We start from the raw sequence: 21,773 nt of genomic DNA, 5'->3' as shown, positions 1-21,773 counted from the left end.
CGATTGTCGCAGAAAAGCAGCTACAAGCGCCAAGCTACAAGCCGCGAGTTGAAAGCGGCCTTTGACTAGACGCTTGTAGCTTGCTGCTTGCGCCTGCTTTATTCGTTATCCAGCCCCTTGCGCCGATACGGAAAGACGTCGATAACCTTTCCAGCCCGGATCGCCTCCTGCAAGCCCTTCCAGTAATCGGCGTTGTACAACTCGCCATGCAACTGATCGAACAGTTTGCGCTGCGCCGCATCGGCAAACAGGAACGGCGGAAACTCTTCGGGGAACACGTCCAGCGGACCGATCGAATACCACGGTTCGGAGGCCATTTCGTCCTCCGGCGTGCGCGGTGCCGGGATATGACGGAAGTTGGCTTCGGTGAGAAAGCAGATTTCGTCGTAGTCGTAGAACACCACCCGACCATGACGGGTGACGCCAAAGTTCTTCAGCAGCATGTCGCCGGGGAAGATGTTGGCCGCCGCCAGTTGCTTGATCGCCAGACCGTAATCCTCCAGCGCTTCGCGTACCTGGGCTTCGTTGGCGTTGTCCAGATAGAGGTTCAGCGGGGTCATCCGGCGTTCGGTCCAGCAGTGGCGGATCAGCACGGTTTCGCCTTCCAGCGACACCGTGGACGGCGCGACTTCCAGCAATTCCGCCAGACACGCCGGATCGAATTTGCTCAGCGGAAAACGGAAGTCGGCGAACTCCTGGGTATCGGCCATGCGCCCGACGCGGTCGACGCTTTTTACCAGTCGGTACTTCTCGATCACCGTGGCGCGGTCGACGTTTTTCGATGGCGAGAAACGGTCCTTGATGATCTTGAACACGGTGTTGAAGCCCGGCAACGTGAACACGCTCATGACCATGCCGCGCACGCCCGGCGCCATGATGAATTGGTCATCGGTGTTGGCCAGGTGGTTGATCAGCGCGCGGTAGAACTCCGATTTACCGTGCTTGTAGAAACCGATCGAGGTGTACAGCTCGGCGATGTGCTTGCCCGGCAGGATGCGCTTGAGGAAGCCGATGAACTCCGCCGGCACCGGCACATCCACCATGAAATACGAACGGGTGAACGAGAAGATGATCGACACATCGGCTTCGTCAGTGATCAGCGCGTCGATCTGTATCCCCCGCCCTTCGCGGTGCAACAGCGGAATCACCAGCGGCCACTGATCGTCGTTGGTGTAGATGCGTCCGACCAGATAGGCACCCTTGTTGCGGTACAGCACCGAGGAAAACAACTCGACGCTCAGTTCCGGGTCCTTGCACACCCAGTCCGGCAGGTTCTCGCGCAGTTGCGCTTCCAGACGCTGCAAGTCGCGGGGCAAGTCGGCATACGCCTCGCTGAAACGGTAATCGGCAAAGATGCTCGCGAGCATGCCCGACAACTGCCCTTGCGGCTTGTAGGTGCGGGTCTGCGCAGCCCGTGCGCGACGCAGGCTCGGCCGGGTGGTGTGGATGAACATGCAGCCGTCACTGATCAGATCGTGGCTGAACAGGCCGCAGAAAATCGAGTTGTACCAGGTCTCGGAGAGTTCATCGTCGAAGCGCAGGTCGATGATGCTGATGTAGGCGCTTTTCACCAACGGCCAGCAACTGACCTCCATCAGCGTGTCCGGCTCGAAATACTCGCGCAGGCGCGCGATGGTTTCGTTGACCTTGTCTTCGTAGAGGTTGATCCGCGCCGCCGACGCGGTTTGCGTCTCCTGCCAGCGCGCCTGCTCGAAGCGTTCCCGGGCGCCGTCGGTGATCCGCCGGAAATGCTCGCGGTAATCGTCAAAGCCATCGAGGATCATGCGGGCGATGTCGGTGGCTGGCCATTGCTGCGGCATAGATGAGACCTCTGCGGGAATTGAAGAATCTGCGCTCGAAGGCCTGAGCTTAGCCACGGAAGCGGGGGCAGGAGAAGTGCAATTTCTGCCAAATCCTCGACCGGGTTGTACAACGACACAGTTTTTATCAAAGTTTTTTGAATCGACCGTTCGGTCAATAAACATCCTGAACGGCACTTCCCCCCGCACGGCGCCAGCCCGCGTTTTCTCTGGGTTTCGGATCCAATTTATCAACGACATCTCTAGTCCGCGCCTTTGCTCGACGTGTTCACGCCTGTCCACTCCTTGCGGCGTCGGTCAAAAACGGGCCTTACCAAGATACTGGCACTTTGATATACAGCCCGCCATCACCCGCCTCACAACAAGATCCTCGGTCCACGAGGACGACCTCTCCCCCAATGCCCAAGGAGCACATTGATGTCTATCCGGAATCTGCGCATAGGTTTGCGCGCCAGTTTGAGTTTTGCCGTTCTGGCCAGCCTGCTGGTGGTGGTTGGCCTGTTCGGCCTGGGACAGATGAAAACCCTGCGTGAGAGCGCGGCGGTGATCGAAGAATCGTGGATGCCCAGCATCGAAAGCATCCATGACGCGGCAGCGAACATCGCCAGCATCCGCCTCGAATCCCTGCGCCTGATCACCAGCACCCAGGCGGCCGTTCGCGAACGAAGCAAAGGCATTCTCACCGCGCAACGCCAGGAATTGCTCAAACGCCTCGACGACCACAAAGCCCTGATCGCCAACGATCAAGAACGGGCGATGCTGGAAGGTCTGGGCGCCGACACGGCCAAGTACCTGAGCATCCTCGACCAGATCCTCAAGCAGATCGACGCCGGGCAAAACGATCAGGCTTACGCGCGCCTGACCAATGAACTGGCGCCGCAGGGCACGGTACTCGACAAGACCCTGGAGCAAATGATCAGCCTCAATCAGCAAGGTGCGGATGCCGCTGCCAGGTCTGCGGCGGCGATGTACCAGCAGGCGCTGTGGATCGTCGCCACAATCATCGTCATCGCCCTGATTGCCACGTTGCTGCTGGCCTGGCTGCTGACCCGCAGCATCACCGCGCCGATCAATCAGGCGTTGAACGTGGCACGACGCATTGCCTCGGGAGACCTCAGTGGTCGCATCGACAGCGAGGGCCGGGACGAAGCCGCGCAGTTGCTCACCGCTCTGGCTGAAATGCAGGGCAATCTGCGCTCGACCATCCGCGGCATCAGCGAGTCAGCCCAGCAACTGGCCTCCGCCGCCGAGGAAATGAGTTCGGTGATGGAACAAAGCACCCGCGGCCTGCAACAGCAGAACGACCAGATCGAACAGGCCGCCACCGCGGTTACCGAGATGAGCACGGCGGTGGATGAAGTCGCGGCCAATGCAGTGTCCAGTGCCGAAGCGTCCGAAGCCTCGAACGAGGACAGCAAGCACGGGCATGTGCAGGTCAGCGAGACCATCAACTCGATTCAGGAACTGGTCAGTGCCGTGCTCGGTGCGTCCGAACAGGCCGAGGGCCTCGCGACCCAGGCTCAGGACATCAGCAAGGTGCTGGAAGTGATTCGCGGCATCGCCGGGCAGACCAACCTGCTGGCACTCAACGCCGCCATTGAAGCGGCGCGGGCCGGCGAGGCAGGACGCGGGTTTGCGGTGGTCGCCGACGAGGTTCGCTCGCTGGCGCAACGCACGCAAAATTCCACCGAAGAAATCGAGCTGATGATCAGCAGCATCCAGCAAGGCACCGGCGCCACAGTCGGCGCGTTGCAAAGCAGCGCCGAACAGGCCAGCCAGACCCTGCGCCGAGCCAACAGCGCGGGCCATGCACTGGAGAAAATCACCGCGTCGATTTCGCAGATCAACCAGCGCAACCTGGTGATCGCCAGCGCCGCCGAACAACAGGCGCTGGTGGCCCGGGAAGTCGACGAAAACCTGGTGACCATCCGCGACCTGTCGACCCAGACCGCCGCCGGTGCGACCCAGACGTCTGCCGCCAGTCAGGAATTGTCGCGCCTGGCCGTCGACCTGAACGGCCTGGTGACGCGCTTCGTGCTCTGACGGGAAAATTAAATGCCCGTTTAGCGGTTGCCATCGTCAGGGCGCTCGGCAACACTCTCGTCCCCATCAAGGAAGGAGTTGCCCGTGAGCCCTGTCGATATTTTCCGCATGTTGTCGCTGGCTGCGATCTGGGGTGCGAGTTTCCTGTTCATGCGCATCATCGCCCCTGTCGTCGGCACCGTTCCGACCGGTTTTTTCCGGGTCTCGATCGCGGCGGTCGGTTTGCTGGTGATCCTCGGTCTGATGCGCATCAGCTGGGATTTCAAAGGCAAACTCAAGACCGTGATGATGCTGGGCGTCATCAACTCCGGTGTTCCAGCCACCCTGTATTCCGTTGCCGCGCAAGTACTGCCGGCCGGTTACTCCGCAATCTTCAATGCCACCACGCCGCTGATGGGCGTGTTGATCGGCGGGCTGTTCTTCAGTGAAAAACTCACGGTGGCCAAACTGGCCGGGGTTTTCCTTGGCCTGCTCGGCGTGGGCGTGCTGACGCGTGCAGGCCCCGTTGCGTTCGACCTGCCACTGTTGATGGGCGCTGTTGCCTGCCTGCTCGCAACGACCTGCTACGGCTTCGCCGGATTCCTCGCCCGTCGCTGGCTGGATCAGGCCGGCGGGCTCGACAGCCGTCTTTCGGCGTTGGGCAGCATGCTTGGCGCGACACTGTTCCTGTTGCCGCTGTTCGGCTACAGCGTCATTACCCAGCCGCCGGTGAGCTGGGGCGGCTGGAATGTCTGGCTGTCACTGCTGGGCCTGGGCCTGGGTTGCACCGCGTTTGCCTACATCATTTACTTCCGTCTGCTGAGCTCCATCGGGCCGGTGAAATCGATGACGGTGACCTTCATGATCCCGCCGTTTGGCGTGCTGTGGGGCGCGTTGTTTCTCGATGAACCGCTGTCGATGGCCCACGTGTATGGCGGGGTATTGATCGCGATTGCGCTGTGGCTGGTGTTGAAGCCGGCGGCGGTGAAACCGGTAGAAGTCGCGACTCGCTGATCGGCAGATGTAAAAAGGCCCGGGAGTTTCCTCCCGGGCCTTTTTCATGCGCGTTTCTTATGCCGATTTACGGAAGACAAATACCAGACCGACGATGATCAACAGCATCCCCAACACGCTCAACGTCGCCAGGCGATTGCCGAAGATCAGATAATCCATCACCGCCGTCACCGCCGGCACCAGATAGAACAGACTGGTGACATTCACCAGATTGCCCCGGGCGATCAGGCGGTACAGCAGCAAGGTCGCCAGCACCGATACCACCAGTCCCATCCACAACACCGGCACGATGAAACCGGCACTGTGCTCGAAGTGAAAAGGCTGGAACGGCACGAAGATCCCGCACAACAACAGCCCCGCCAGATACTGCACCGGCAGCGTGCCGAGAGGATTGTCGATGATGCGCTTCTGCATGATCGAGCCAAACGTCATGCTAGCCAGCGCCAGCAGTCCGAACAGCATCCCCGCCAGCGACATCCCGGCCAGGCCAATGCCCTGGTAAACCACCATGATCAGACCGGCCAATCCCAGCGCCAGGCCGAAAATGCGGCTCGCCGAGCGCTGGCGCTCCATGATCACCACCGTGAGAATCGGTTGCACACCCATGATGGTGGCCATCACGCCGGGGGTGACCTTCAGGTCCAGTGCCAGCAGATAGAAGATCTGGTAAGCCCCCAACAACACCAGCCCGGTGGCCATCGCATACAGCATCGGCCTGCCACCCTTGGGCAGTTTCAGCTTGAGCAACGGCACCAGCAGCACCAGCAGCACCAGCCCGAACAGGGCAATCACAAAACGGATCAGCAGAAAGGCAAAGGGCGAAGCGTGGGCCAGCCCCCACTTGGAGAAGATCGCCCCGCTGCTCCACAGCAGAACGAACAGGATCGTGGACGCCGCCGCGAGCGCGGACTTTTTCGAAAGGACAAACATGAATACCACCTGTAGTCAGGCAAATAGCCAACTCAGCCGAAGCTGAAATTCAGTAGGTTTTTTCAGGCGGGCACAGGGGTCAGCAGAAAACGCTGATCAGCCCGAAACGCCAACGCCCGGCGGTGATACGACTGCGCACACCGGCGTGCTACTGACAGGTGGGGGGTAATGACTGATCTGCACAGGCTGCTGATTCCCGCACGGCACGACGCCAGCGTTGACCGCTGAATCGACTACCGCGTTGATGAGGGATGCAGGCATTGGGCTGATCTTTTTTGAAGGGTTGAAAGGTGAGCCGTAGAACTCACGAGCGCCGACTATAACCAGCCTGCGACATGGATTGCAATGAGTTGGACAAAGGGCCAGTAGCGACAGGCTGAGGGCTGGCGCATAGGCTCGTTTGCAATTGCAACGACCATTGATGGGGATATGGAATGCGCGAGATCACATGCCAAGGGAACGGAATCATCTGCGGTATCAGTTGTACAAGTCGCAGGCAAGAAAACTTGCCCGCGCTGCCACTACTCAACTCCAGATTGATCTGGAGATGGCTGGCCCCACAACTCTTGACCTATCGAAAGTACGTTTCGAACCTATCGACTCGTTGGCGCTGAGCGCTTTTGAATGTTGGGAGAGCCCGCACTTTTCATGGGTAGACGTCATTGGATGGAAAGCACGCGAACCTCTCGCTCTCGACATCGCAATCTGGTTTGAATCTGAACTGTGCGGACTTTGCTTTGCCAACCCGAATAAAAGTCGACGACGCATTCGAATCGTACGACTGGAGGGGCGGCCAAGAGAAACTCATCCATTGAAAAACCGCGTTGCACCGTTATCCGTTCTGGCTATTGAGCAATACGCCCGCATCATTGGCAGCAGTTTGATCGAGGCTCAAGAGCCATTCCAGGGAGCAGTGCCAATTTACGAACAGCTCGGCTTCGGTCTGGATAACGATGGTCGTCTTGTCAAAACAGTAGGGAGCCTAGTATTGTGAAAAACGCTCAAATATTGATCAACCACGGTGGGAACATGCGCAAAGAAATAAAAAAGTCCCCCAGAAAGAAAAAACCGCACGCAATGAAGGGTGAAGCTGATCCGACTGTACTGACAGCCAGTCAACGGCGGCTCCTACAGATCATTGCAACTGGCACCTCTATCGATGAACCAAGCTTACTCGCTGGCCGTCCCTGATTCAGAAAACAAAAAACCGCTCAAGTGAGCGGTTTTTCATTTCTGCATTCAGCCTCAACCAAAAAGCCAATACCCCAGCAACGTCAACACCACCACCGCCAGCACCGGCCGCATTACGCGGTAGGCCTTTGGATTGCGGCGTTTCCACTGTTTGACCACACCGCTGAACCGGTCGCTGAAGTTCTTGGTCCAGGCATAAGCCTGGTTGATCCCGCCGACGCGTTCGTCGTCGAGGTTCTGCGGTGCGGTGGCGCGACCCAGCCAGGCGCTGATGAAGCGGTTGATGCGGGTCATCAGGCGGTTGCTCAGCGGACGCTCGATGTCGCAGAACAGGATGACGCGGGTCTTTTCGGTTTCGTTCTTGACCCAGTGTACGTAGGTCTCGTCGAACATCACGTCTTCACCGTCGCGCCAGGCGTAAACCTGACCGTCGACGAAGATCCGGCAATCGTCGGAGTTGGGCGTCGACAGACCGAGGTGATAGCGCAGGGAACCGGCGAACGGATCGCGGTGCGGATTCAAATGGCTGCCGCCCGGCAACAGCGCGAACATCGCACCCTTGACGTTGGGGATGGCACTGACCAGTGCTACGGTTTTCGGGCACAGGGTTTCGGCCGATGGCAGCGGTTTGTCGTACCACTTGAGGTAGAAACGCTTCCAGCCCTTCTTGAAAAACGAGCCGAAACCGGCGTCGTTGTTCTTCTCGGCGGCGCGGATGTAGCCCTCGTCGAACAGGTGCATCGCTTCGTCGCGGATGGTTTCCCAGTTGTCGCGCAGCACGTCCAGTTCCGGGAATTTGCTGCGATCCAGATAGGGCTTGGACGGCACGCCGGAGAACAGGTACATCAACGCGTTGTACGGAGCGAACAGCGCCGAATGGTTGACGAACTGACGCAGCACCGGCAAACGCGCCTTGCCGCGCAAATGCACGTAGAGGATGCTGCCCACAAACAGCAGCAACACCGACACCTTGGCGGCTAACGAAAAGGTCATCAACAACTCCTTGAAAAAAGACAACGCCACGCAATGTCATTTACCCGACATGGCGGCCGGCCATGATAAACACTACCGGCTCCGGGAAAAACCCGCCCGACCCAAGATTCAGTGTTAAGAATTGCGCAACAAAGCATTAATTAACATAACGGTCCTGAACCCTGGCTGACCTGAATCAACGGGACGCTTACTGCTGGTTTTCCTGATCGGTGAACAGATCGCTGAACAACATGCTCGACAGATAACGCTCACCGGAGTCCGGCAGCACCACCACAATGGTCTTGCCCTGCATTTCCGGGGTTTCCGCCAGGCGCACTGCAACGGCCATCGCAGCACCGCAGGAAATGCCGCACAAGATCCCTTCCTCCTGCATCAGGCGCAAGGCCATCGCCTTGGACTCTTCATCAGTCACGCGCTCGACCCGGTCGACCATCGACAGATCCAGGTTCTTTGGTACGAAACCGGCGCCAATGCCCTGAATCTTGTGCGGGCTCGGCTTGATCTCTTCGCCGGCCAGCGCCTGTGTGATCACGGGCGAAGACACCGGCTCCACCGCCACCGACAGAATCGGTTTGCCCGCCGTATTCTTGATATACCGCGACACACCGGTGATGGTTCCGCCGGTGCCGACGCCCGCCACCAGTACATCGATCGCACCGTCGGTGTCGTTCCAGATTTCCGGACCGGTGGTTTTTTCGTGGATGGCCGGGTTGGCCGGGTTGTCGAACTGGGACGGCATGAAGTATTTGCCCGCGTCGCTGGCGACGATCTCGTTGGCCTTTTCGATTGCGCCTTTCATGCCTTTGGCAGGCTCGGTCAGCACCAGCTCGGCACCCAGCGCCTTGAGCACCTTGCGCCGCTCGATGCTCATCGAGGCCGGCATGGTCAGCATCAATTTGTAACCGCGAGCGGCCGCCACAAAGGCCAGGCCGATACCGGTGTTGCCCGAGGTCGGCTCGACGATGGTCATGCCCGGCTTGAGTTTGCCGCTGCTTTCGGCGTCCCAGATCATGTTCGCGCCGATCCGGCACTTCACCGAGTAACCCGGGTTGCGACCTTCGATCTTGGCCAGGATGGTCACGCCACGAGGCGCAATGCGGTTGATCTGCACCAGCGGCGTATTGCCGATGGAATGGGCGTTGTCAGCAAAAATGCGGCTCATGGCTGGGTCCTTATGCAGCGTTGAATTCAGCTCTCCAAGGTAAGCCTGTTGCTCCTGCCAGTCCAGTCGGGTCGAACGTCTGCTACAGGCGGCAGTCCATCGCTTAACACCGTTCGGGAATTGCCGCCATGAAGCGTCGCTACCGCTGGCCGTTGTGGATCCTCGCCACTGTCGTTGTGCTACTGATCGCCCTGCACATCGCCCTGCCTTTTCTCGTGCGCGACTATCTGAATGACAAGCTGGCCAACATGGGCGACTACCGTGGGCAGGTCACCGATGTGGACCTGGCCCTGTGGCGCGGTGCGTACAAGATCAACGGACTGAAGATCGTCAAGGTCGACGGCAAGGTGCCGGTGCCGTTCGTCAATGCACCGTTGATCGACCTGTCTGTGAGCTGGCATTCGCTGTGGTACGACCACGCGGTAGTAGCGCAGGTGAAGTTCTTCAGACCCGAAGTCAATTTCGTCGATGGCGGTGCCAACAAACAGAACTCCCAGACCGGTAAAGGCACCGACTGGCGCGCGCAGTTGGGCAAGCTGCTGCCGATCACCCTCGACGAAGTGCAGATCAACGATGGTCGCATCAGTTTCCGCAACTTCAACTCGAAACCGCCCGTGAACATGAACGCTACGAACGTCGAAGCGAGCATTTACAACCTGACCAACGTTGTCGACACCCAGGGCAAGCGTGATGCCCGCTTCGAAGGCAAGGCCCTGCTGCTGGGCCAGGCGCCACTGGAAACCTCCGCCACCTTCGACCCGCTGAGCAATTTCGAGGATTTCGAATTTCGCCTGCGCGCCCGCGACCTCGAACTCAAGCGCATGAACGACTTCGCCTCGGCCTACGGCAAATTCGACTTCAATGCCGGCCACGGCGACGTGGTTATCGAGGCCCAGGCCAAAAAAGCCCAGCTGACGGGCTACATCAAGCCGTTGCTGCGCGACGTTGAAGTGTTCAACTGGCAACAGGATGTGGAAAACAAGAACAAAAGCATCTTCCGCTCAGTCTGGGAGGCCCTGGTCGGAGGTACTGAAACCGTGCTGAAGAACCAGGCCAAAAACCAGTTCGCAACCAAGGTCGAACTCAGCGGCAGCGTCCATCAGCAAGATATCAGCGCGTTCGAAGCGTTTTTGCAGATTTTGCGCAATGGATTCATCCAGGCTTTCAACGCCCGGTATGAGCGTCCGAAGCCGGATGCGGGTTAGGTCTTTGCACGAGCGCATCCAGATACAAGGTATCGGCGCCGAGCTGAATATCCGGATCCAGCCATTCCACGGTCCAACCCTCATTTCCGAGGTTTGCTGCGCAGAACACCTTTGGATCAAGTAATGGCTTGAGGCCCGGATACCTTTGAAGATCCTGGCTCAAATCGACACGCAACTGCTGACCATCAACAAAGGTCAGCGCCAGACAAAAATCTTCCGAAGGTTGTACAGACGATAAACGAGGGCGTTTCCTGGGTAGCATCGGTTCCGATCCTCTTTCAGAGATGTTCAGCAGGCTACTTCCAAACCGATGATCGCTGAATGCTGGCTTTGCGCCGAAACTGAGTCAACATGTGACGCCCCATTCAGAGACTGAATAAGCCGTCTGCGTTCACAGTCGACCGGGCCGCGCGTTATAGTCGGGCATCCGATTATTTCGCCCCCGCCCTGCCCGTTCAGGTCGGCGTTACCGTTCGAGGATTAGCAGATGAAGTTCGAAGGCACCCAGGCCTACGTCGCCACCGATGACCTGAAGCTGGCGGTCAACGCCGCCATCACCCTGGAGCGGCCGCTGCTGGTCAAGGGCGAGCCGGGCACCGGCAAGACCATGCTCGCCGAGCAACTGGCCGAATCGTTCGGCGCCAAGCTGATCACCTGGCACATCAAGTCCACCACCAAGGCCCATCAGGGCCTGTACGAGTACGATGCGGTCAGCCGTCTGCGCGACTCGCAACTGGGCAATGAAAAAGTCCACGACGTGCGCAACTACCTGAAGAAGGGCAAGCTCTGGGAGGCGTTCGAGTCTGAAGAACGCGTGATTCTGCTGATCGACGAAATCGACAAGGCTGACATCGAGTTCCCCAACGATCTGTTGCAAGAACTCGACAAGATGGAGTTCTACGTTTACGAGATCGACGAGACCATCAAGGCCAAGAAGCGTCCGATCATCATCATTACCTCCAACAACGAGAAAGAGCTGCCGGACGCTTTCCTGCGACGCTGCTTCTTCCACTACATCGCGTTCCCCGACCGCACCACCCTGCAGAAAATCGTCGACGTTCACTACCCGGACATCAAGAAGGACCTGGTCAGCGAAGCGCTGGACGTGTTCTTCGACGTGCGCAAGGTGCCGGGCCTGAAGAAGAAGCCGTCGACCTCGGAACTGGTGGACTGGCTGAAACTGCTGATGGCCGACAACATCGGCGAAGCAGTGCTGCGCGAGCGCGATCCGACCAAAGCCATCCCGCCGCTGGCCGGTGCGCTGGTGAAGAACGAACAGGACGTGCAACTGCTTGAACGCCTGGCGTTCATGAGCCGTCGCGGCACCCGCTAAGAGGCTGACGCCATGTTGCTCAACCTGTTCAACGAAATGCGTGCAGCCAAGGTACCGGTGTCGGTGCGCGAGCTGCTCGACCTGATCAACGCGCTGAAACAGCGCGTGACGTTCGCCGACATGGACGAGTTTTACTACTTGTCCCGAGCGATTCTGGTGAAGGACGAACGGCATTTCGACAAGTTCGACCGTGCGTTCGGCGCCTACTTCAACGGCCTGGAAAAACTCGACGACCACTTGCAGGCGCTGATTCCCGAAGACTGGCTGCGCAAGGAGTTCGAGCGTTCATTGACCGACGAGGAACGCGCACAGATCCAATCCCTCGGCGGCCTGGACAAGCTGATCGAAGAGTTCAAGAAGCGCCTGGAAGAACAGAAAGAACGCCACGCCGGCGGCAACAAATGGATCGGCACTGGCGGCACCAGCCCGTTCGGCTCCGGCGGTTTCAACCCGGAAGGCATTCGGGTCGGCGACGCCGGCAAGCGCCAGGGCAAAGCGGTGAAAGTCTGGGATCAGCGCGAGTACAAGAACCTCGACGACTCGGTGGAACTGGGCACCCGCAACATCAAGGTCGCCCTGCGCCGCCTGCGCAAATTCGCTCGTCAGGGCGCGGCGGAAGAGCTGGATATCGACGGCACCATCGACCACACCGCCAAGGACGCCGGCCTGCTGAACATCCAGATGCGCCCGGAACGGCGCAACACGGTGAAGTTGTTGCTGCTGTTCGACATCGGCGGCTCGATGGACGCCCACGTGAAGATCTGCGAGGAACTGTTCTCGGCCTGCAAGACCGAGTTCAAGCATCTGGAGTACTTCTACTTCCACAACTTCATTTATGAATCGGTGTGGAAGAACAACATGCGCCGCACCTCCGAGCGCACCTCGACCCAGGACCTACTGCACAAGTACGGTGCTGACTACAAAGTGATCTTCATCGGTGACGCCGCCATGGCGCCTTATGAAATCACCCAGGCCGGCGGCAGCGTCGAGCACTGGAACGAAGAGCCGGGTTACGTGTGGATGCAGCGCTTCATGGAAAAGTACAAGAAGCTCATCTGGATTAACCCGTACCCGAAAGATACGTGGGGCTACACCTCATCGACCAATATCGTGCGGGATCTGATCGAGGATCAGATGTATCCGCTGACGTTGCGCGGGCTCGAAGAAGGGATGCGGTTTCTGTCCAAGTAATCCGGGATCACTCCCCCGCCAGCGGCGGGGGAAACGATCAAAAACGCTTCAGATACTCGACATGTTCCCGGTGCGCGACGTCCTGCACCACCGGGCGCAACCTGACCTTCGCCCCCGGCAGACACTGTGCCAATCGGGCGAGCGCCAACGGCGTCAACGCTCCCAATCGCGGATACCCGCCAATGGTCTGCCGATCATTGAGCAACACGATCGGCTGCCCGTCCGGCGGCACCTGCACCGCGCCCAGCGGAATGCCCTCGGAAATCATTGGCTGGCCCTGATACTGCAACGCCGTCCCCAACAGACGAATACCCATGCGGTCGGCACGACTGTCCAGCGTCCAGGCACTGTTGAATGCATCGAACAGGCTCTGTCCGCCGAACTGGCCGATTTGCGCGCCGAGCACCAGATCGAGCGGTGCGTCGAGGCGCAGATCCGGTCGATGCTGTGCCGGAACCTCACGCACCAACAGGGTTTCGCCCTGATAACTCAGCGAAGCACCCTTGGCCAGCGGCAAGCCAAAACCATCGAGGCCGCCGAGCTCTTCGCGCACCACCGTGGCACTGCTGCCCAACACTTTCGGCGCACTGAAACCACCGGGCGCCGCCAGATAGGCCCGAGCCCCCAACAACGGTTGGGTGAACTTCAAGGTCTGCCCTTTGCGCAGCTTGAAACTGCGCCACGGCGCCAACGTTTCACCGTCAATTTGCGCGCCAAGATCGGCGCCAGCCAACGCCAACAGACAGTCCTCCTCAGCCACCACCGCAAACCCGCCGAGGGTGATTTCGATCACCGGCAAATCCAGGCCATTACCCAGCAGCCAGTTGGCCCAGGCCATCGACCGCCAGTCCGCCGCGCCGCCCTGGGTCACACCCAGATGACGCACGCCGAATCGTCCGGCGTCCTGCAACAGGCACAGCGGTGTGCTCGCTTCAATCGTCAGTCGGCTCATGCCAGGGCCTCCAGAGGCGAGTCATCACCGCCGAGACGGATGAATTCGGCGTGGCTCACCGCTTCGAAACGCACGGTATCGCCGGGCTGCATGAGGCTGTAGCCATCGCGTTCACGGTCGAACAGTTTTGCCGGCGTGCGACCGATCAGATTCCAGCCGCCGGGGGATACCACCGGATACGCGGCAGTTTGCCGTTCGGCGATGCCGACGCTGCCGGCGGCGACTTTCTTGCGAGGTGTGTTCAGACGCGGGGCCGCCAGGACTTCGTCCACCAGCCCCATGAAGGCAAACCCCGGTGCAAAACCCAGGGCGAACACCTGATATTCACGCGCACTGTGACGGCGGATCACTTCTTCCACCGACAAACCACTGCGCTGCGACAGCAGGCTCAGTTCCGGGCCGACACTCAAGTCGTACCACACCGGCAGCACGTGACACTGGCCGCCGGTTCGCGCATTCGGTGACAGGTCGATCAAGGCTTCGGCGATCAACTCCCGGGCCTGACTCGGATTCAATTCGGTCAGATCGTAATGCACCATCAACGTGGTGTACGACGGCACCAGATCAATCAAATGCTCGCCGAACACCGTGCGCAACCGCTCGCTGGCGGCGAGCATCCACGGCATGTTGGCTTCGGCGATTTCATCGAACAGGCGCAGCATCAGGCAATCCAGTGCTACCACTTCCACCCGCGGATTCATGGCGCGCTCTGCTCGTTCAAGGCCTGACGAATGCGTTGCACGGCCGCAACCGAACTGGCGTTGTCGCCGTGTACGCACAAGGTGTGGGCTTGCAGGTGCAGCGCGCTGCCGTCGCTGGCGGTAAGGTTGTCGCCCCGAGCAATGGTCAGTGCTTGCCCGATGATGGTTTCGGCGTCGTGATGCACCGCCCCCGGCAGTTGCCGCGAGACCAGTCGGCCGGCGCTGTCGTAGGCACGGTCAGCGAAGGCTTCGAACCACAGAGTCACGCCGTATTCGTCGCCAAGTTGTTGCGCCGCCGTGTTGTCACGGGTCGCCATCAGCATCAGCGGCAAGCTGCGGTCGTAAGCTGCGACTGCCTGGATCACCGCCCGCAACTGCGCCGGGTTGGCTATCATGTCGTTGTACATTGCGCCGTGGGGTTTGACGTAACTGACTTTTCCACCCTGGGCACGGCAAATGCCGTCGAGGGCGCCGATCTGGTAATGCAGGATGTCTTGCAGTTCCTGGGCGGTGTACGCCATGGAACGTCGGCCGAAACCCACCAGATCCTGATAGGCCGGATGCGCGCCGATCTGCACGCCATGACTCAAGGCCAGGCTGACAGTCTTGCGCATGATGCTCGGGTCGCCGGCGTGGAAACCGCAGGCAATGTTGGCGCAATCGATGAAGGGCATGACCTCCGCGTCCAGACCCATGGTCCAGTTGCCGAAGCTCTCGCCGATGTCACAGTTCAATAGCAGGCGGCTCACGGTGAACACTCCTGTAGCTGTTATCTTTTTGTGCTGTAGGACAGTTGTCGCAGGTTATCAGTTACTGCGCGTCCAGTTGCTTGCCACGGGTTTCCGGCAGGCTCAAAGCCGCGAGGATCACCACGCCGTAGGACACTGCCGCAAAGGCACCGATACCTACGCTCAGCGGCACCTTCTGGCTGAGCAGCCCGATCAGCAGCGGGAACAATGCCGCCAGCGCCCGGCCGATGTTGTAGCAAAAACCCTGCCCCGAACCGCGAATCCGCGTCGGGAACAACTCCGTCAGAAACGCGCCCATGCCACTGAAAATCCCCGAGGCGAAGAAGCCCAGCGGGAAACCCAGCCACAGCATCACGCCGTTGCTGACCGGCAATTGGGTGTAGAGCAGAACGATGGTGAACGAGCCGACCGCGAACAGGATGAAGTTCTTCTTGCGCCCCAGCAGGTCGGTCAAATAAGCGCTGATCACGTAACCGACGTAGGAACCGACGATCACCATCGCCAGATAACCGCCAGTGCCGAGTACGCTCAAGCCGCGCTCGTTCTTCAGAAAAGTCGGCAGCCAGGAGGTGATCGCGTAGTAACCGCCAAGGGCACCAGTAGTCAGCAACGAAGCACGGATCGTGGTGAAGAGCATGCCGGGAGCGAAGATCTCGTAGAACTTCGACGGGCTTTCCGGAGTTTGCCTGGCCTTGGCTTCGCGGTAGATCTCCGGATCTTTCACCAGACGGCGGACGAAAATCACGAACACCGCCGGCACGATGCCGAGGATGAACAATGCGCGCCAGGCATCTTCCGGTGGCAGCACCGAGAACAGCAGCGCATACAGAATCGCTGTCAGGCCCCAGCCCAACGCCCAGCCGGATTGCACCATGCCCACCGCCTTGCCGCGATCCTTGGCCCGGATCACTTCACCGATCAGCACTGCGCCGGCGGTCCACTCACCGCCGAAACCAAAACCCATCAGGGTGCGGGCGATCAGCAATTGCTCGTAGTTCTGGGCGAAGCCACAGAGAAAAGTGAAGAAGGCGAACCACAACACCGTCAGTTGCAGGGTGCGCACGCGGCCGATGCGGTCGGAGAGAATCCCCGCTACCCAGCCGCCGATGGCCGAGGCGATCAACGTGCTGGTGTGAATCAACCCGGCCTGACCCGTGGTGATGCCCCACATCGCGATCAGGGTCGGCACCACGAAGCTGAGCATCTGGGTGTCCATGCCGTCCAGACCGTAGCCGATCTTGCAACTCCAGAAGGTGCGACGCTCCTGCTGATTGATGTTGCGATACCAGTCGAACGGTCCGGGACGGGCCGTGGCCTTTGACAAAGGGAGGGTGTCGGGAGCACTCATGGCAAATCTCCGCAATTATTATTGGTCTTGTTCGTAGCCCCGACGACGCCTATCGTGGGGACCGGATGCGTCGATTTTTGGGTGCGTCACCCGGTCGCGTCCAACGAATAAAAACCCGCCCAAGACATAAGAAAAATTTGTTGCCATGAACCTGAAGTTTCTCGAGACCTTTGTCTGGGTCGCCCGGCTGAAGAGTTTTCGCCTGACCGCTGACAAGCTGTTCACCACCCAGGCTTCGATCTCCAGCCGGATCGCGGTGCTCGAGGGCGAGCTTGGGGTGAAGCTCTTTCTACGCGACTCACGCGGCGTCAGCCTGACCCCCGAAGGCCTGAAAGTGCTGGAATACGCCGAGCAGATGCTCGACACGATGCAGGCGCTGAAGCAGTCGATCGAAACCCGATCGAGCAAGGTCGGCCGGGTACGCATCGGGGTGATGGACACGGTGATTCACACCTGGCTCAGCCCGCTGGTGGCGCAGATGACCGATCTGTATCCACGGGTGGAAATCGAGCTGGTGGCGGATACGTCGCTGAACCTCTGCGATCAGCTGCAAAAAGGCTTTCTCGATCTGATCCTGCAAACCGATCTGGTACGCCATGAAAGCGTGCGCAGCCTGGAACTGGCCAGTCACCCCATCGGCTGGATCGTCGCCAGCAATTCGATCTACAACCGCAACTACCAAAGCCTCGCCGACCTGGCGCAGGAACGGATCATCACCTACTCGAAAAACTCCCGGCCACATCAGGACATTCTGGCGCTGATGCAGGCCCAGGGCGTGCTGGCGCCACGGTTGAACTGTGTGAATTCGGTGTCGGCGATCACCCGGTTGTTGCGTGATGGCTTCGGTATTGGCGCACTGCCTCCGGTGCTGGTGGCCGAGGAACTGGCGCGAGGCGAACTGACCCTGCTCGACATCGATCAACGGCCACCCGATCTACAAGTGGTAGTGTCGTGGCGGGTCGGTGTGGAATGGGTCGAAGAGATTGTGACGTTGTGTCAGCAGGTGCTGGAGGGGTATGCGCGCAAGGTCGGCACGGATTACATCGTTCTGAGTTGATCGTTCCCACGGCGTGGGAACGATGCATCGAAGCTTACAGCCCGCGCACATCCCGGTCTTCGATCGGCCGGCTCTGGCGCAGGCGCTTGCCGCCCAGCACCACCCAGTCGATCAGACGGAACAGGCATTCGAGGCCGAACGACAGCAACAACGCGCCACTCATGCCCCAGATCATCGCTTCCGGCGTCAGCAGAATCTGATAGCTGTAGCCGTTCCAGGTCTCCTTGCGGATGTCCGGATCGGCGGCCAGCGCCACTTGCAGCACACGGATGTACCACGGGCCCTGCATGGCCTGGAACTGCTTATCCAGTGCGGTCTGACGCACGAGCAAAGTGCTCAGGCTGTCGGCATCGCTGCGAAACACAGGGTCTTCACTGGCGCGATAATGAGCGACCAGCGCCTGAATATCACCTTTGAAAAACTGCTCGGCAGTGCCCTGGAAGCCACGCAGACCGGTCTGCGCCTCGATCAGATGCGCTTCGACCCGCTTGGCGTAATCGTTGATGAATCCCGGCACCTGGACACCGATCAACAGGCCCGCCGCAAACAACACCAGCCGTAGATAACTGAGCAACATCGGGGAGAGATCCTTTATTCGGTCGTGCCTTGGCTGACGCATTCGCCGCGTCGCCACAGGCTCCATTGGCCCGGTTCGTAGCGGGTCCAGGTTTCATTTTCGGTCAAGGGTTCGGTGGCAATCACCGTAACCACGTCGTTGGGCGTGGTTTCGGCCTGGAAGTCGACAATCACATCGACGTCCTTGAGCCGCGCCGGGCCGAACGGTGCGCGACGGGTGATCTGCGCAAGTTTGGTCGAGCAATAGCAGAACAGCCAGTCGCCGTCGCTGAGCAGGCAATTGAACACGCCTTTGCTGCGGTATTCGGCGCAAGCGGCGACCAGATCCGGCAGCAGCACTTCTATATCGACCGGTTCCGGAAACGCTGCACGTACGCGGTTGAGCAAATCGCAGAACGCCGCTTCGCTGTCGGTATCGCCGACCGGGCGGTAGAAACTCTTGATCGGGGTGAAGTCGGCGAGCTGGCCATTGTGCGCGAAGCACCAGTTGCGCCCCCACAGTTCGCGGACGAACGGGTGGGTGTTGGACAGGCAGACCTTGCCGACGTTGGCCTGGCGGATATGACCGATCACCACTTCGCTCTTGATCGGATAACGCTGCACCAGATTGGCGACTTCCGACTCGCAGCTGGCCGCCGGGTCCTGGAACAACCGCAGCCCGCGACCTTCATAGAACGCGATGCCCCAGCCGTCGCGGTGCGGGCCGGTACGACCGCCGCGCTGCATCAGCCCGGTGAAGCTGAACACGATGTCGGTCGGCACGTTGGCGCTCATGCCCAATAGTTCACACATGTGCGGACTCTCGTGATTACAGACGCGGCTCGACGCGCATGCGCTGCGGATTGTTCGGCAGCGGTGGACGGCCATAACGATCATCGCCGGCGGCGCCGAACGGTTGATCGCCGTCACGTTCGTCGTCGGCACGGGCGGCAGCGCGGGCGGCCTCGGCCTGTTCCTTGCGAGCCTTAGAAGCGCGTTCGATCGGGAAGCGGATCAGCACGAAAATCAGGTACAGGCCGAACGCGATCATGGCGTACATGAGCAATTCGGAAATCGCACGAAAGGCGTTGTTGCCCACCTTGAACGCCAGATCCAGCGCCGTGATGGCGATGGACGGGGCGAATTTTTCCTTCACCGGGTCGATGATGGTCGGGCTGAACAGCAGCACCGCCATCAGCACACGCAGCGGCTCGCGCAGCCAGCGCCACATCCAGCGGGTCATGCGCATCCACACCAACAGGCAGCCCACGGCGGCAAAGGCGTAGAGGCCCCAGGCGATCAGATAGTCGTTCTCGGTCATGGTGTCCATGGCAAGGCAGGCAAAGAGGCGCTTATAGTAACGACTTTTCGCACATCAGGCTTCCCCGCCGTCCGTGCGGTCCTCATTTGTCATGTTCGAGAGCCCTCCATGCCCGTATCCGCCAACGTCACCAGCGCCCCGATTGCCCGCAAGGATGCCGGTCACGACCCGTATGCCTGGCTGCAGGAACGCGACACCGACGCGGTGCTCGACTACCTCAAGGCCGAAAACGACTACCAGCAGGCGCAGACCGCCGATCAGGCCGGACTGCGCGAAACCCTGTTCGAAGAGATCAAGGGCCGGATTCTCGAAACCGACCTGTCCCTGCCGTCGCCATGGGGGCCGTATCTGTATTACACGCGCACCACTGCGGGTGACGAATACCCCCGCCACTACCGCTGCCCGCGTCCGGCCGACGACAGCCTGACCCTCGACGAAAGCCGCGAACAGTTGCTGCTTGACCCGAACGCCTTGGCCAATGGCGGCTTTTTCTCCCTCGGCGCGTTCAGCATCAGCCCGGATCACCAGCGTCTGGCCTACAGCGTCGATGCCTCGGGCGACGAGATTTACACGCTGTTCGTGAAGGAATTATCCAGCGAGCGTGTCAGCGAACTGGAATTCCAGGACTGCGACGGCAGCATGACCTGGGCCAACGACAGCCTGACGCTGTTCTTCGGCGAGTTGGACGACACCCATCGTCCGCACAAACTGTTCCGCTACCGCCTCGACGGCACTGCCGCCGAAGAGGTGTTCCATGAGCCGGACGGGCGTTTCTTCCTGCATTGCTACCGCGCCAGCTCCGAACAGCAATTGCTGCTGTCCCTGGGCAGCAAGACCACCAGCGAAGTCTGGGCGCTGGACGCCAATCAGCCGCACCTGCCCTTCGCTTGCCTGGCGCCTCGGGTCGAGGATCACGAATACGACGTCGACCACGGCAAACTCGACGGCGAATGGACCTGGTTCATCCGCACCAACCGCGACGGCATCAACTTCGCCCTGTATCAGACGCCGGACACCGGCATCGCGCCGAGCGAAGCCGACTGGCAGAACCTGATTCCCCACAGCGATTCGGTGATGCTCGATGGCGTGACCCTCAACGCCGAAGCCCTGACCCTGAGCCTGCGCGAAGGCGGTTTGCCGATCATCGAAGTTCGCCCACACGGTCTGGCGCCTTATCGCGTGCAATTGCCGGACGCGGCCTACAGCCTCTATGTGCAAAACAGCCTGGAATTCGAAAGCGACCGTATCCGCCTGCGCTACGAGGCGTTGAATCGTCCGGCTCAGGTTCGGCAGTTGATCCTCGCCACCGGCGCGCAGGAAGTGCTCAAGGAAACCCCGGTACTCGGTCCGTTCGACGCCGACGCCTACGTCAGCCAACGCCTGTGGGCCAGCGCACCGGACGGCACGCTGGTGCCGATCAGCCTGGTGATGAAGCGGGAAATGGTCGGCAAACCGGTGCCGCTGTACCTCTACGGTTACGGCGCCTACGGTTCGAGCCTCGACCCTTGGTTCTCCCATGCACGCCTGAGCCTGCTGGATCGCGGCATGGCGTTTGCCATTGCCCACGTGCGCGGCGGCGGTGAACTGGGCGAAGCCTGGTATCGCGCTGGCAAGCAGGAACACAAGCAAAACACCTTCAGCGACTTCATTGCCTGCGCCGAGTTCTTGATCCTCAACGGCATCACCACCGCGCCGCAACTGGCGATCAGCGGCGGCAGTGCTGGCGGTTTGCTGATCGGTGCAGTGCTCAATCAGCGTCCGGAACTGTTCGGCGTGGCGATTGCCGAAGTGCCGTTCGTCGACGTGCTCAACACCATGCTCGACCCGGATCTGCCGCTGACCGTCACCGAATACGACGAATGGGGCAACCCCGAAGAGCCGGACGTCTACGAGCGGATCAAGGCCTACGCGCCGTACGAAAACGTTACCGCGCAGGCTTATCCCGCAACCCTGGTGATCGCCGGCTACAACGACAGCCGCGTGCAGTACTGGGAAGCGGCCAAGTGGGTGGCGAAATTGCGCGCGACCAAGACCGACGACAATCCGTTGCTGCTCAAGACTGAACTGGGCGCCGGCCACGGCGGCATGAGTGGTCGTTATCAGGGATTACGTGACGTAGCCCTCGAATATGCATTTGTTTTCAAGGTTCTGGGTATCGCCTGAGGAACTCCGCCGGTCAGTCAGGTCTTAATTCCCGACGCCGGGCGCCGATAATCAATTCGGCGCCCG

General features: G+C 60.1%; 19 protein-coding genes and 1 pseudogene. 8 read left to right on the top strand and 12 right to left on the bottom strand.

The features are described from left to right. Positions 1–98 precede the first annotated feature (98 nt). Positions 99–1,820: a bifunctional isocitrate dehydrogenase kinase/phosphatase gene (gene aceK / locus IF199_RS07420; RefSeq protein WP_102620238.1), complete on the bottom strand. Its 1,722-nt coding sequence runs from the start codon at positions 1,818–1,820 to the stop codon at positions 99–101. A 417-nt stretch (positions 1,821–2,237) separates the two neighbouring features. On the opposite strand from aceK, the gene IF199_RS07415 reads away from it, so the two are divergent. Together IF199_RS07415 and IF199_RS07410 are read left to right on the top strand one after the other, a co-directional pair. Then, positions 2,238–3,863 carry a methyl-accepting chemotaxis protein gene (locus tag IF199_RS07415; protein WP_192560043.1) on the top strand — a complete coding sequence of 542 codons (1,626 nt, stop codon included), beginning with the start codon at positions 2,238–2,240 and terminating at the stop codon, positions 3,861–3,863. Positions 3,864–3,947: 84 nt separating this feature from the next. Continuing rightward, positions 3,948–4,856 carry a DMT family transporter gene (locus IF199_RS07410; protein ID WP_192560042.1) on the top strand — a complete coding sequence of 303 codons (909 nt, stop codon included), beginning with the start codon at positions 3,948–3,950 and terminating at the stop codon, positions 4,854–4,856. A 57-nt stretch (positions 4,857–4,913) separates the two neighbouring features. On the opposite strand, the gene IF199_RS07405 is transcribed toward IF199_RS07410, so the two are convergent. Beyond that, the gene (locus IF199_RS07405) at positions 4,914–5,786 is read right to left on the bottom strand and encodes a DMT family transporter (protein ID WP_192560041.1); all 873 of its coding nucleotides are present in this window, start codon (positions 5,784–5,786) and stop codon (positions 4,914–4,916) included. A gap of 448 nt (positions 5,787–6,234) precedes the next feature. On the opposite strand from IF199_RS07405, the gene IF199_RS07400 reads away from it, so the two are divergent. Next, positions 6,235–6,780: a hypothetical protein gene (locus IF199_RS07400; protein WP_096819369.1), complete on the top strand. Its 546-nt coding sequence runs from the start codon at positions 6,235–6,237 to the stop codon at positions 6,778–6,780. Between the two features lie 251 nt (positions 6,781–7,031). Here the strand turns inward: IF199_RS07400 and IF199_RS07395 are convergent, their stop codons facing one another. Together IF199_RS07395 and cysK are read right to left on the bottom strand one after the other, a co-directional pair. Then, complete coding sequence (locus IF199_RS07395) at positions 7,032–7,970, bottom strand: aspartyl/asparaginyl beta-hydroxylase domain-containing protein (RefSeq protein WP_096819371.1); 939 nt, start codon at positions 7,968–7,970, stop codon at positions 7,032–7,034. A gap of 187 nt (positions 7,971–8,157) precedes the next feature. Beyond that, positions 8,158–9,132, bottom strand: a complete 975-nt coding sequence (cysK, locus tag IF199_RS07390) for a cysteine synthase A (protein ID WP_102620234.1) — start codon at positions 9,130–9,132, stop codon at positions 8,158–8,160. A gap of 128 nt (positions 9,133–9,260) precedes the next feature. Between cysK and IF199_RS07385 the strand changes: the two genes are divergently transcribed. Beyond that, positions 9,261–10,337: a DUF748 domain-containing protein gene (locus tag IF199_RS07385; RefSeq protein WP_192560040.1), complete on the top strand. Its 1,077-nt coding sequence runs from the start codon at positions 9,261–9,263 to the stop codon at positions 10,335–10,337. A gap of 4 nt (positions 10,338–10,341) precedes the next feature. Here the strand turns inward: IF199_RS07385 and IF199_RS07380 are convergent. Further along, positions 10,342–10,599: pseudogene (locus IF199_RS07380) on the bottom strand (DUF2442 domain-containing protein); the annotation flags it as partial. A gap of 225 nt (positions 10,600–10,824) precedes the next feature. Between IF199_RS07380 and IF199_RS07375 the strand changes: the two are divergent. Further along, complete coding sequence (locus tag IF199_RS07375) at positions 10,825–11,670, top strand: AAA family ATPase (protein WP_007911294.1); 846 nt, start codon at positions 10,825–10,827, stop codon at positions 11,668–11,670. Positions 11,671–11,682: 12 nt separating this feature from the next. Then, positions 11,683–12,861, top strand: a complete 1,179-nt coding sequence (locus IF199_RS07370) for a vWA domain-containing protein (RefSeq protein WP_007956512.1) — start codon at positions 11,683–11,685, stop codon at positions 12,859–12,861. Positions 12,862–12,898: 37 nt separating this feature from the next. On the opposite strand, the gene IF199_RS07365 is transcribed toward IF199_RS07370, so the two are convergent. From IF199_RS07365 to IF199_RS07350, 4 genes are all read right to left on the bottom strand, one after another. Then, positions 12,899–13,813: a 5-oxoprolinase subunit C family protein gene (locus tag IF199_RS07365; RefSeq protein ID WP_192560038.1), complete on the bottom strand. Its 915-nt coding sequence runs from the start codon at positions 13,811–13,813 to the stop codon at positions 12,899–12,901. After that, on the bottom strand, positions 13,810–14,514 hold the full coding sequence (pxpB, locus tag IF199_RS07360) for a 5-oxoprolinase subunit PxpB (protein WP_192560037.1): 705 nt from the start codon (positions 14,512–14,514) through the stop codon (positions 13,810–13,812). Before pxpB ends, IF199_RS07365 begins: the two co-directional genes overlap by 4 nt. Then, the gene (locus IF199_RS07355) at positions 14,511–15,263 is read right to left on the bottom strand and encodes a 5-oxoprolinase subunit PxpA (RefSeq protein ID WP_192560036.1); all 753 of its coding nucleotides are present in this window, start codon (positions 15,261–15,263) and stop codon (positions 14,511–14,513) included. Before IF199_RS07355 ends, pxpB begins: the two co-directional genes overlap by 4 nt. A 61-nt stretch (positions 15,264–15,324) precedes the next feature. After that, positions 15,325–16,611: an MFS transporter gene (locus IF199_RS07350; protein WP_096819377.1), complete on the bottom strand. Its 1,287-nt coding sequence runs from the start codon at positions 16,609–16,611 to the stop codon at positions 15,325–15,327. A gap of 145 nt (positions 16,612–16,756) precedes the next feature. Here IF199_RS07350 and IF199_RS07345 point away from each other — a divergent pair, with 145 nt between their 5' ends. Continuing rightward, positions 16,757–17,668 carry a LysR family transcriptional regulator gene (locus tag IF199_RS07345; protein WP_192560035.1) on the top strand — a complete coding sequence of 304 codons (912 nt, stop codon included), beginning with the start codon at positions 16,757–16,759 and terminating at the stop codon, positions 17,666–17,668. 34 nt (positions 17,669–17,702) lie between these two features. Here IF199_RS07345 and IF199_RS07340 read toward each other — a convergent pair whose 3' ends face one another. From IF199_RS07340 to IF199_RS07330, 3 genes are read right to left on the bottom strand one after another with little or no spacing between them, the layout of a single operon-like run. Continuing rightward, positions 17,703–18,245, bottom strand: a complete 543-nt coding sequence (locus tag IF199_RS07340) for a DUF2937 family protein (protein ID WP_096819379.1) — start codon at positions 18,243–18,245, stop codon at positions 17,703–17,705. Between the two features lie 14 nt (positions 18,246–18,259). Further along, positions 18,260–19,036, bottom strand: coding sequence for a class II glutamine amidotransferase (locus tag IF199_RS07335; RefSeq protein WP_003222625.1), 777 nt, complete (start codon positions 19,034–19,036; stop codon positions 18,260–18,262). A 16-nt stretch (positions 19,037–19,052) separates the two neighbouring features. Next, positions 19,053–19,553, bottom strand: coding sequence for an MFS transporter (locus IF199_RS07330; protein ID WP_096819380.1), 501 nt, complete (start codon positions 19,551–19,553; stop codon positions 19,053–19,055). Between the two features lie 99 nt (positions 19,554–19,652). Here IF199_RS07330 and IF199_RS07325 point away from each other — a divergent pair, with 99 nt between their 5' ends. Continuing rightward, positions 19,653–21,707, top strand: a complete 2,055-nt coding sequence (locus tag IF199_RS07325; protein ID WP_192560034.1) for a S9 family peptidase — start codon at positions 19,653–19,655, stop codon at positions 21,705–21,707. The last annotated feature ends 66 nt before the right edge of the window (positions 21,708–21,773 follow it).

It is taken from the genome of Pseudomonas allokribbensis, from assembly GCF_014863605.1.
GTDB classification, from domain to species: Bacteria; Pseudomonadota; Gammaproteobacteria; order Pseudomonadales; family Pseudomonadaceae; genus Aquipseudomonas; species Aquipseudomonas allokribbensis.
Note: the sequence above shows the minus strand (reverse complement) of the source record. Positions and strands in the feature narration are given on the sequence as shown.

What these genes read in the sequence shown, in the direction of transcription:
- IF199_RS07350 (WP_096819377.1), bottom strand. Translation starts at nt 16,611, where the DNA reads ATGAGTGCTCCCGACACCCTCCCTTTGTCAAAGGCCACGGCCCGTCCC.
- IF199_RS07415 (WP_192560043.1), top strand. Translation starts at nt 2,238, where the DNA reads ATGTCTATCCGGAATCTGCGCATAGGTTTGCGCGCCAGTTTGAGTTTT.
- IF199_RS07345 (WP_192560035.1), top strand. Translation starts at nt 16,757, where the DNA reads ATGAACCTGAAGTTTCTCGAGACCTTTGTCTGGGTCGCCCGGCTGAAG.
- IF199_RS07375 (WP_007911294.1), top strand. Translation starts at nt 10,825, where the DNA reads ATGAAGTTCGAAGGCACCCAGGCCTACGTCGCCACCGATGACCTGAAG.
- pxpB (WP_192560037.1), bottom strand. Translation starts at nt 14,514, where the DNA reads ATGAATCCGCGGGTGGAAGTGGTAGCACTGGATTGCCTGATGCTGCGC.
- IF199_RS07385 (WP_192560040.1), top strand. Translation starts at nt 9,261, where the DNA reads ATGAAGCGTCGCTACCGCTGGCCGTTGTGGATCCTCGCCACTGTCGTT.
- IF199_RS07330 (WP_096819380.1), bottom strand. Translation starts at nt 19,553, where the DNA reads ATGGACACCATGACCGAGAACGACTATCTGATCGCCTGGGGCCTCTAC.
- IF199_RS07370 (WP_007956512.1), top strand. Translation starts at nt 11,683, where the DNA reads ATGTTGCTCAACCTGTTCAACGAAATGCGTGCAGCCAAGGTACCGGTG.
- aceK (WP_102620238.1), bottom strand. Translation starts at nt 1,820, where the DNA reads ATGCCGCAGCAATGGCCAGCCACCGACATCGCCCGCATGATCCTCGAT.
- IF199_RS07335 (WP_003222625.1), bottom strand. Translation starts at nt 19,036, where the DNA reads ATGTGTGAACTATTGGGCATGAGCGCCAACGTGCCGACCGACATCGTG.
- IF199_RS07405 (WP_192560041.1), bottom strand. Translation starts at nt 5,786, where the DNA reads ATGTTTGTCCTTTCGAAAAAGTCCGCGCTCGCGGCGGCGTCCACGATC.
- IF199_RS07325 (WP_192560034.1), top strand. Translation starts at nt 19,653, where the DNA reads ATGCCCGTATCCGCCAACGTCACCAGCGCCCCGATTGCCCGCAAGGAT.
- IF199_RS07340 (WP_096819379.1), bottom strand. Translation starts at nt 18,245, where the DNA reads ATGTTGCTCAGTTATCTACGGCTGGTGTTGTTTGCGGCGGGCCTGTTG.
- IF199_RS07395 (WP_096819371.1), bottom strand. Translation starts at nt 7,970, where the DNA reads ATGACCTTTTCGTTAGCCGCCAAGGTGTCGGTGTTGCTGCTGTTTGTG.
- IF199_RS07400 (WP_096819369.1), top strand. Translation starts at nt 6,235, where the DNA reads ATGCCAAGGGAACGGAATCATCTGCGGTATCAGTTGTACAAGTCGCAG.
- cysK (WP_102620234.1), bottom strand. Translation starts at nt 9,132, where the DNA reads ATGAGCCGCATTTTTGCTGACAACGCCCATTCCATCGGCAATACGCCG.
- IF199_RS07365 (WP_192560038.1), bottom strand. Translation starts at nt 13,813, where the DNA reads ATGAGCCGACTGACGATTGAAGCGAGCACACCGCTGTGCCTGTTGCAG.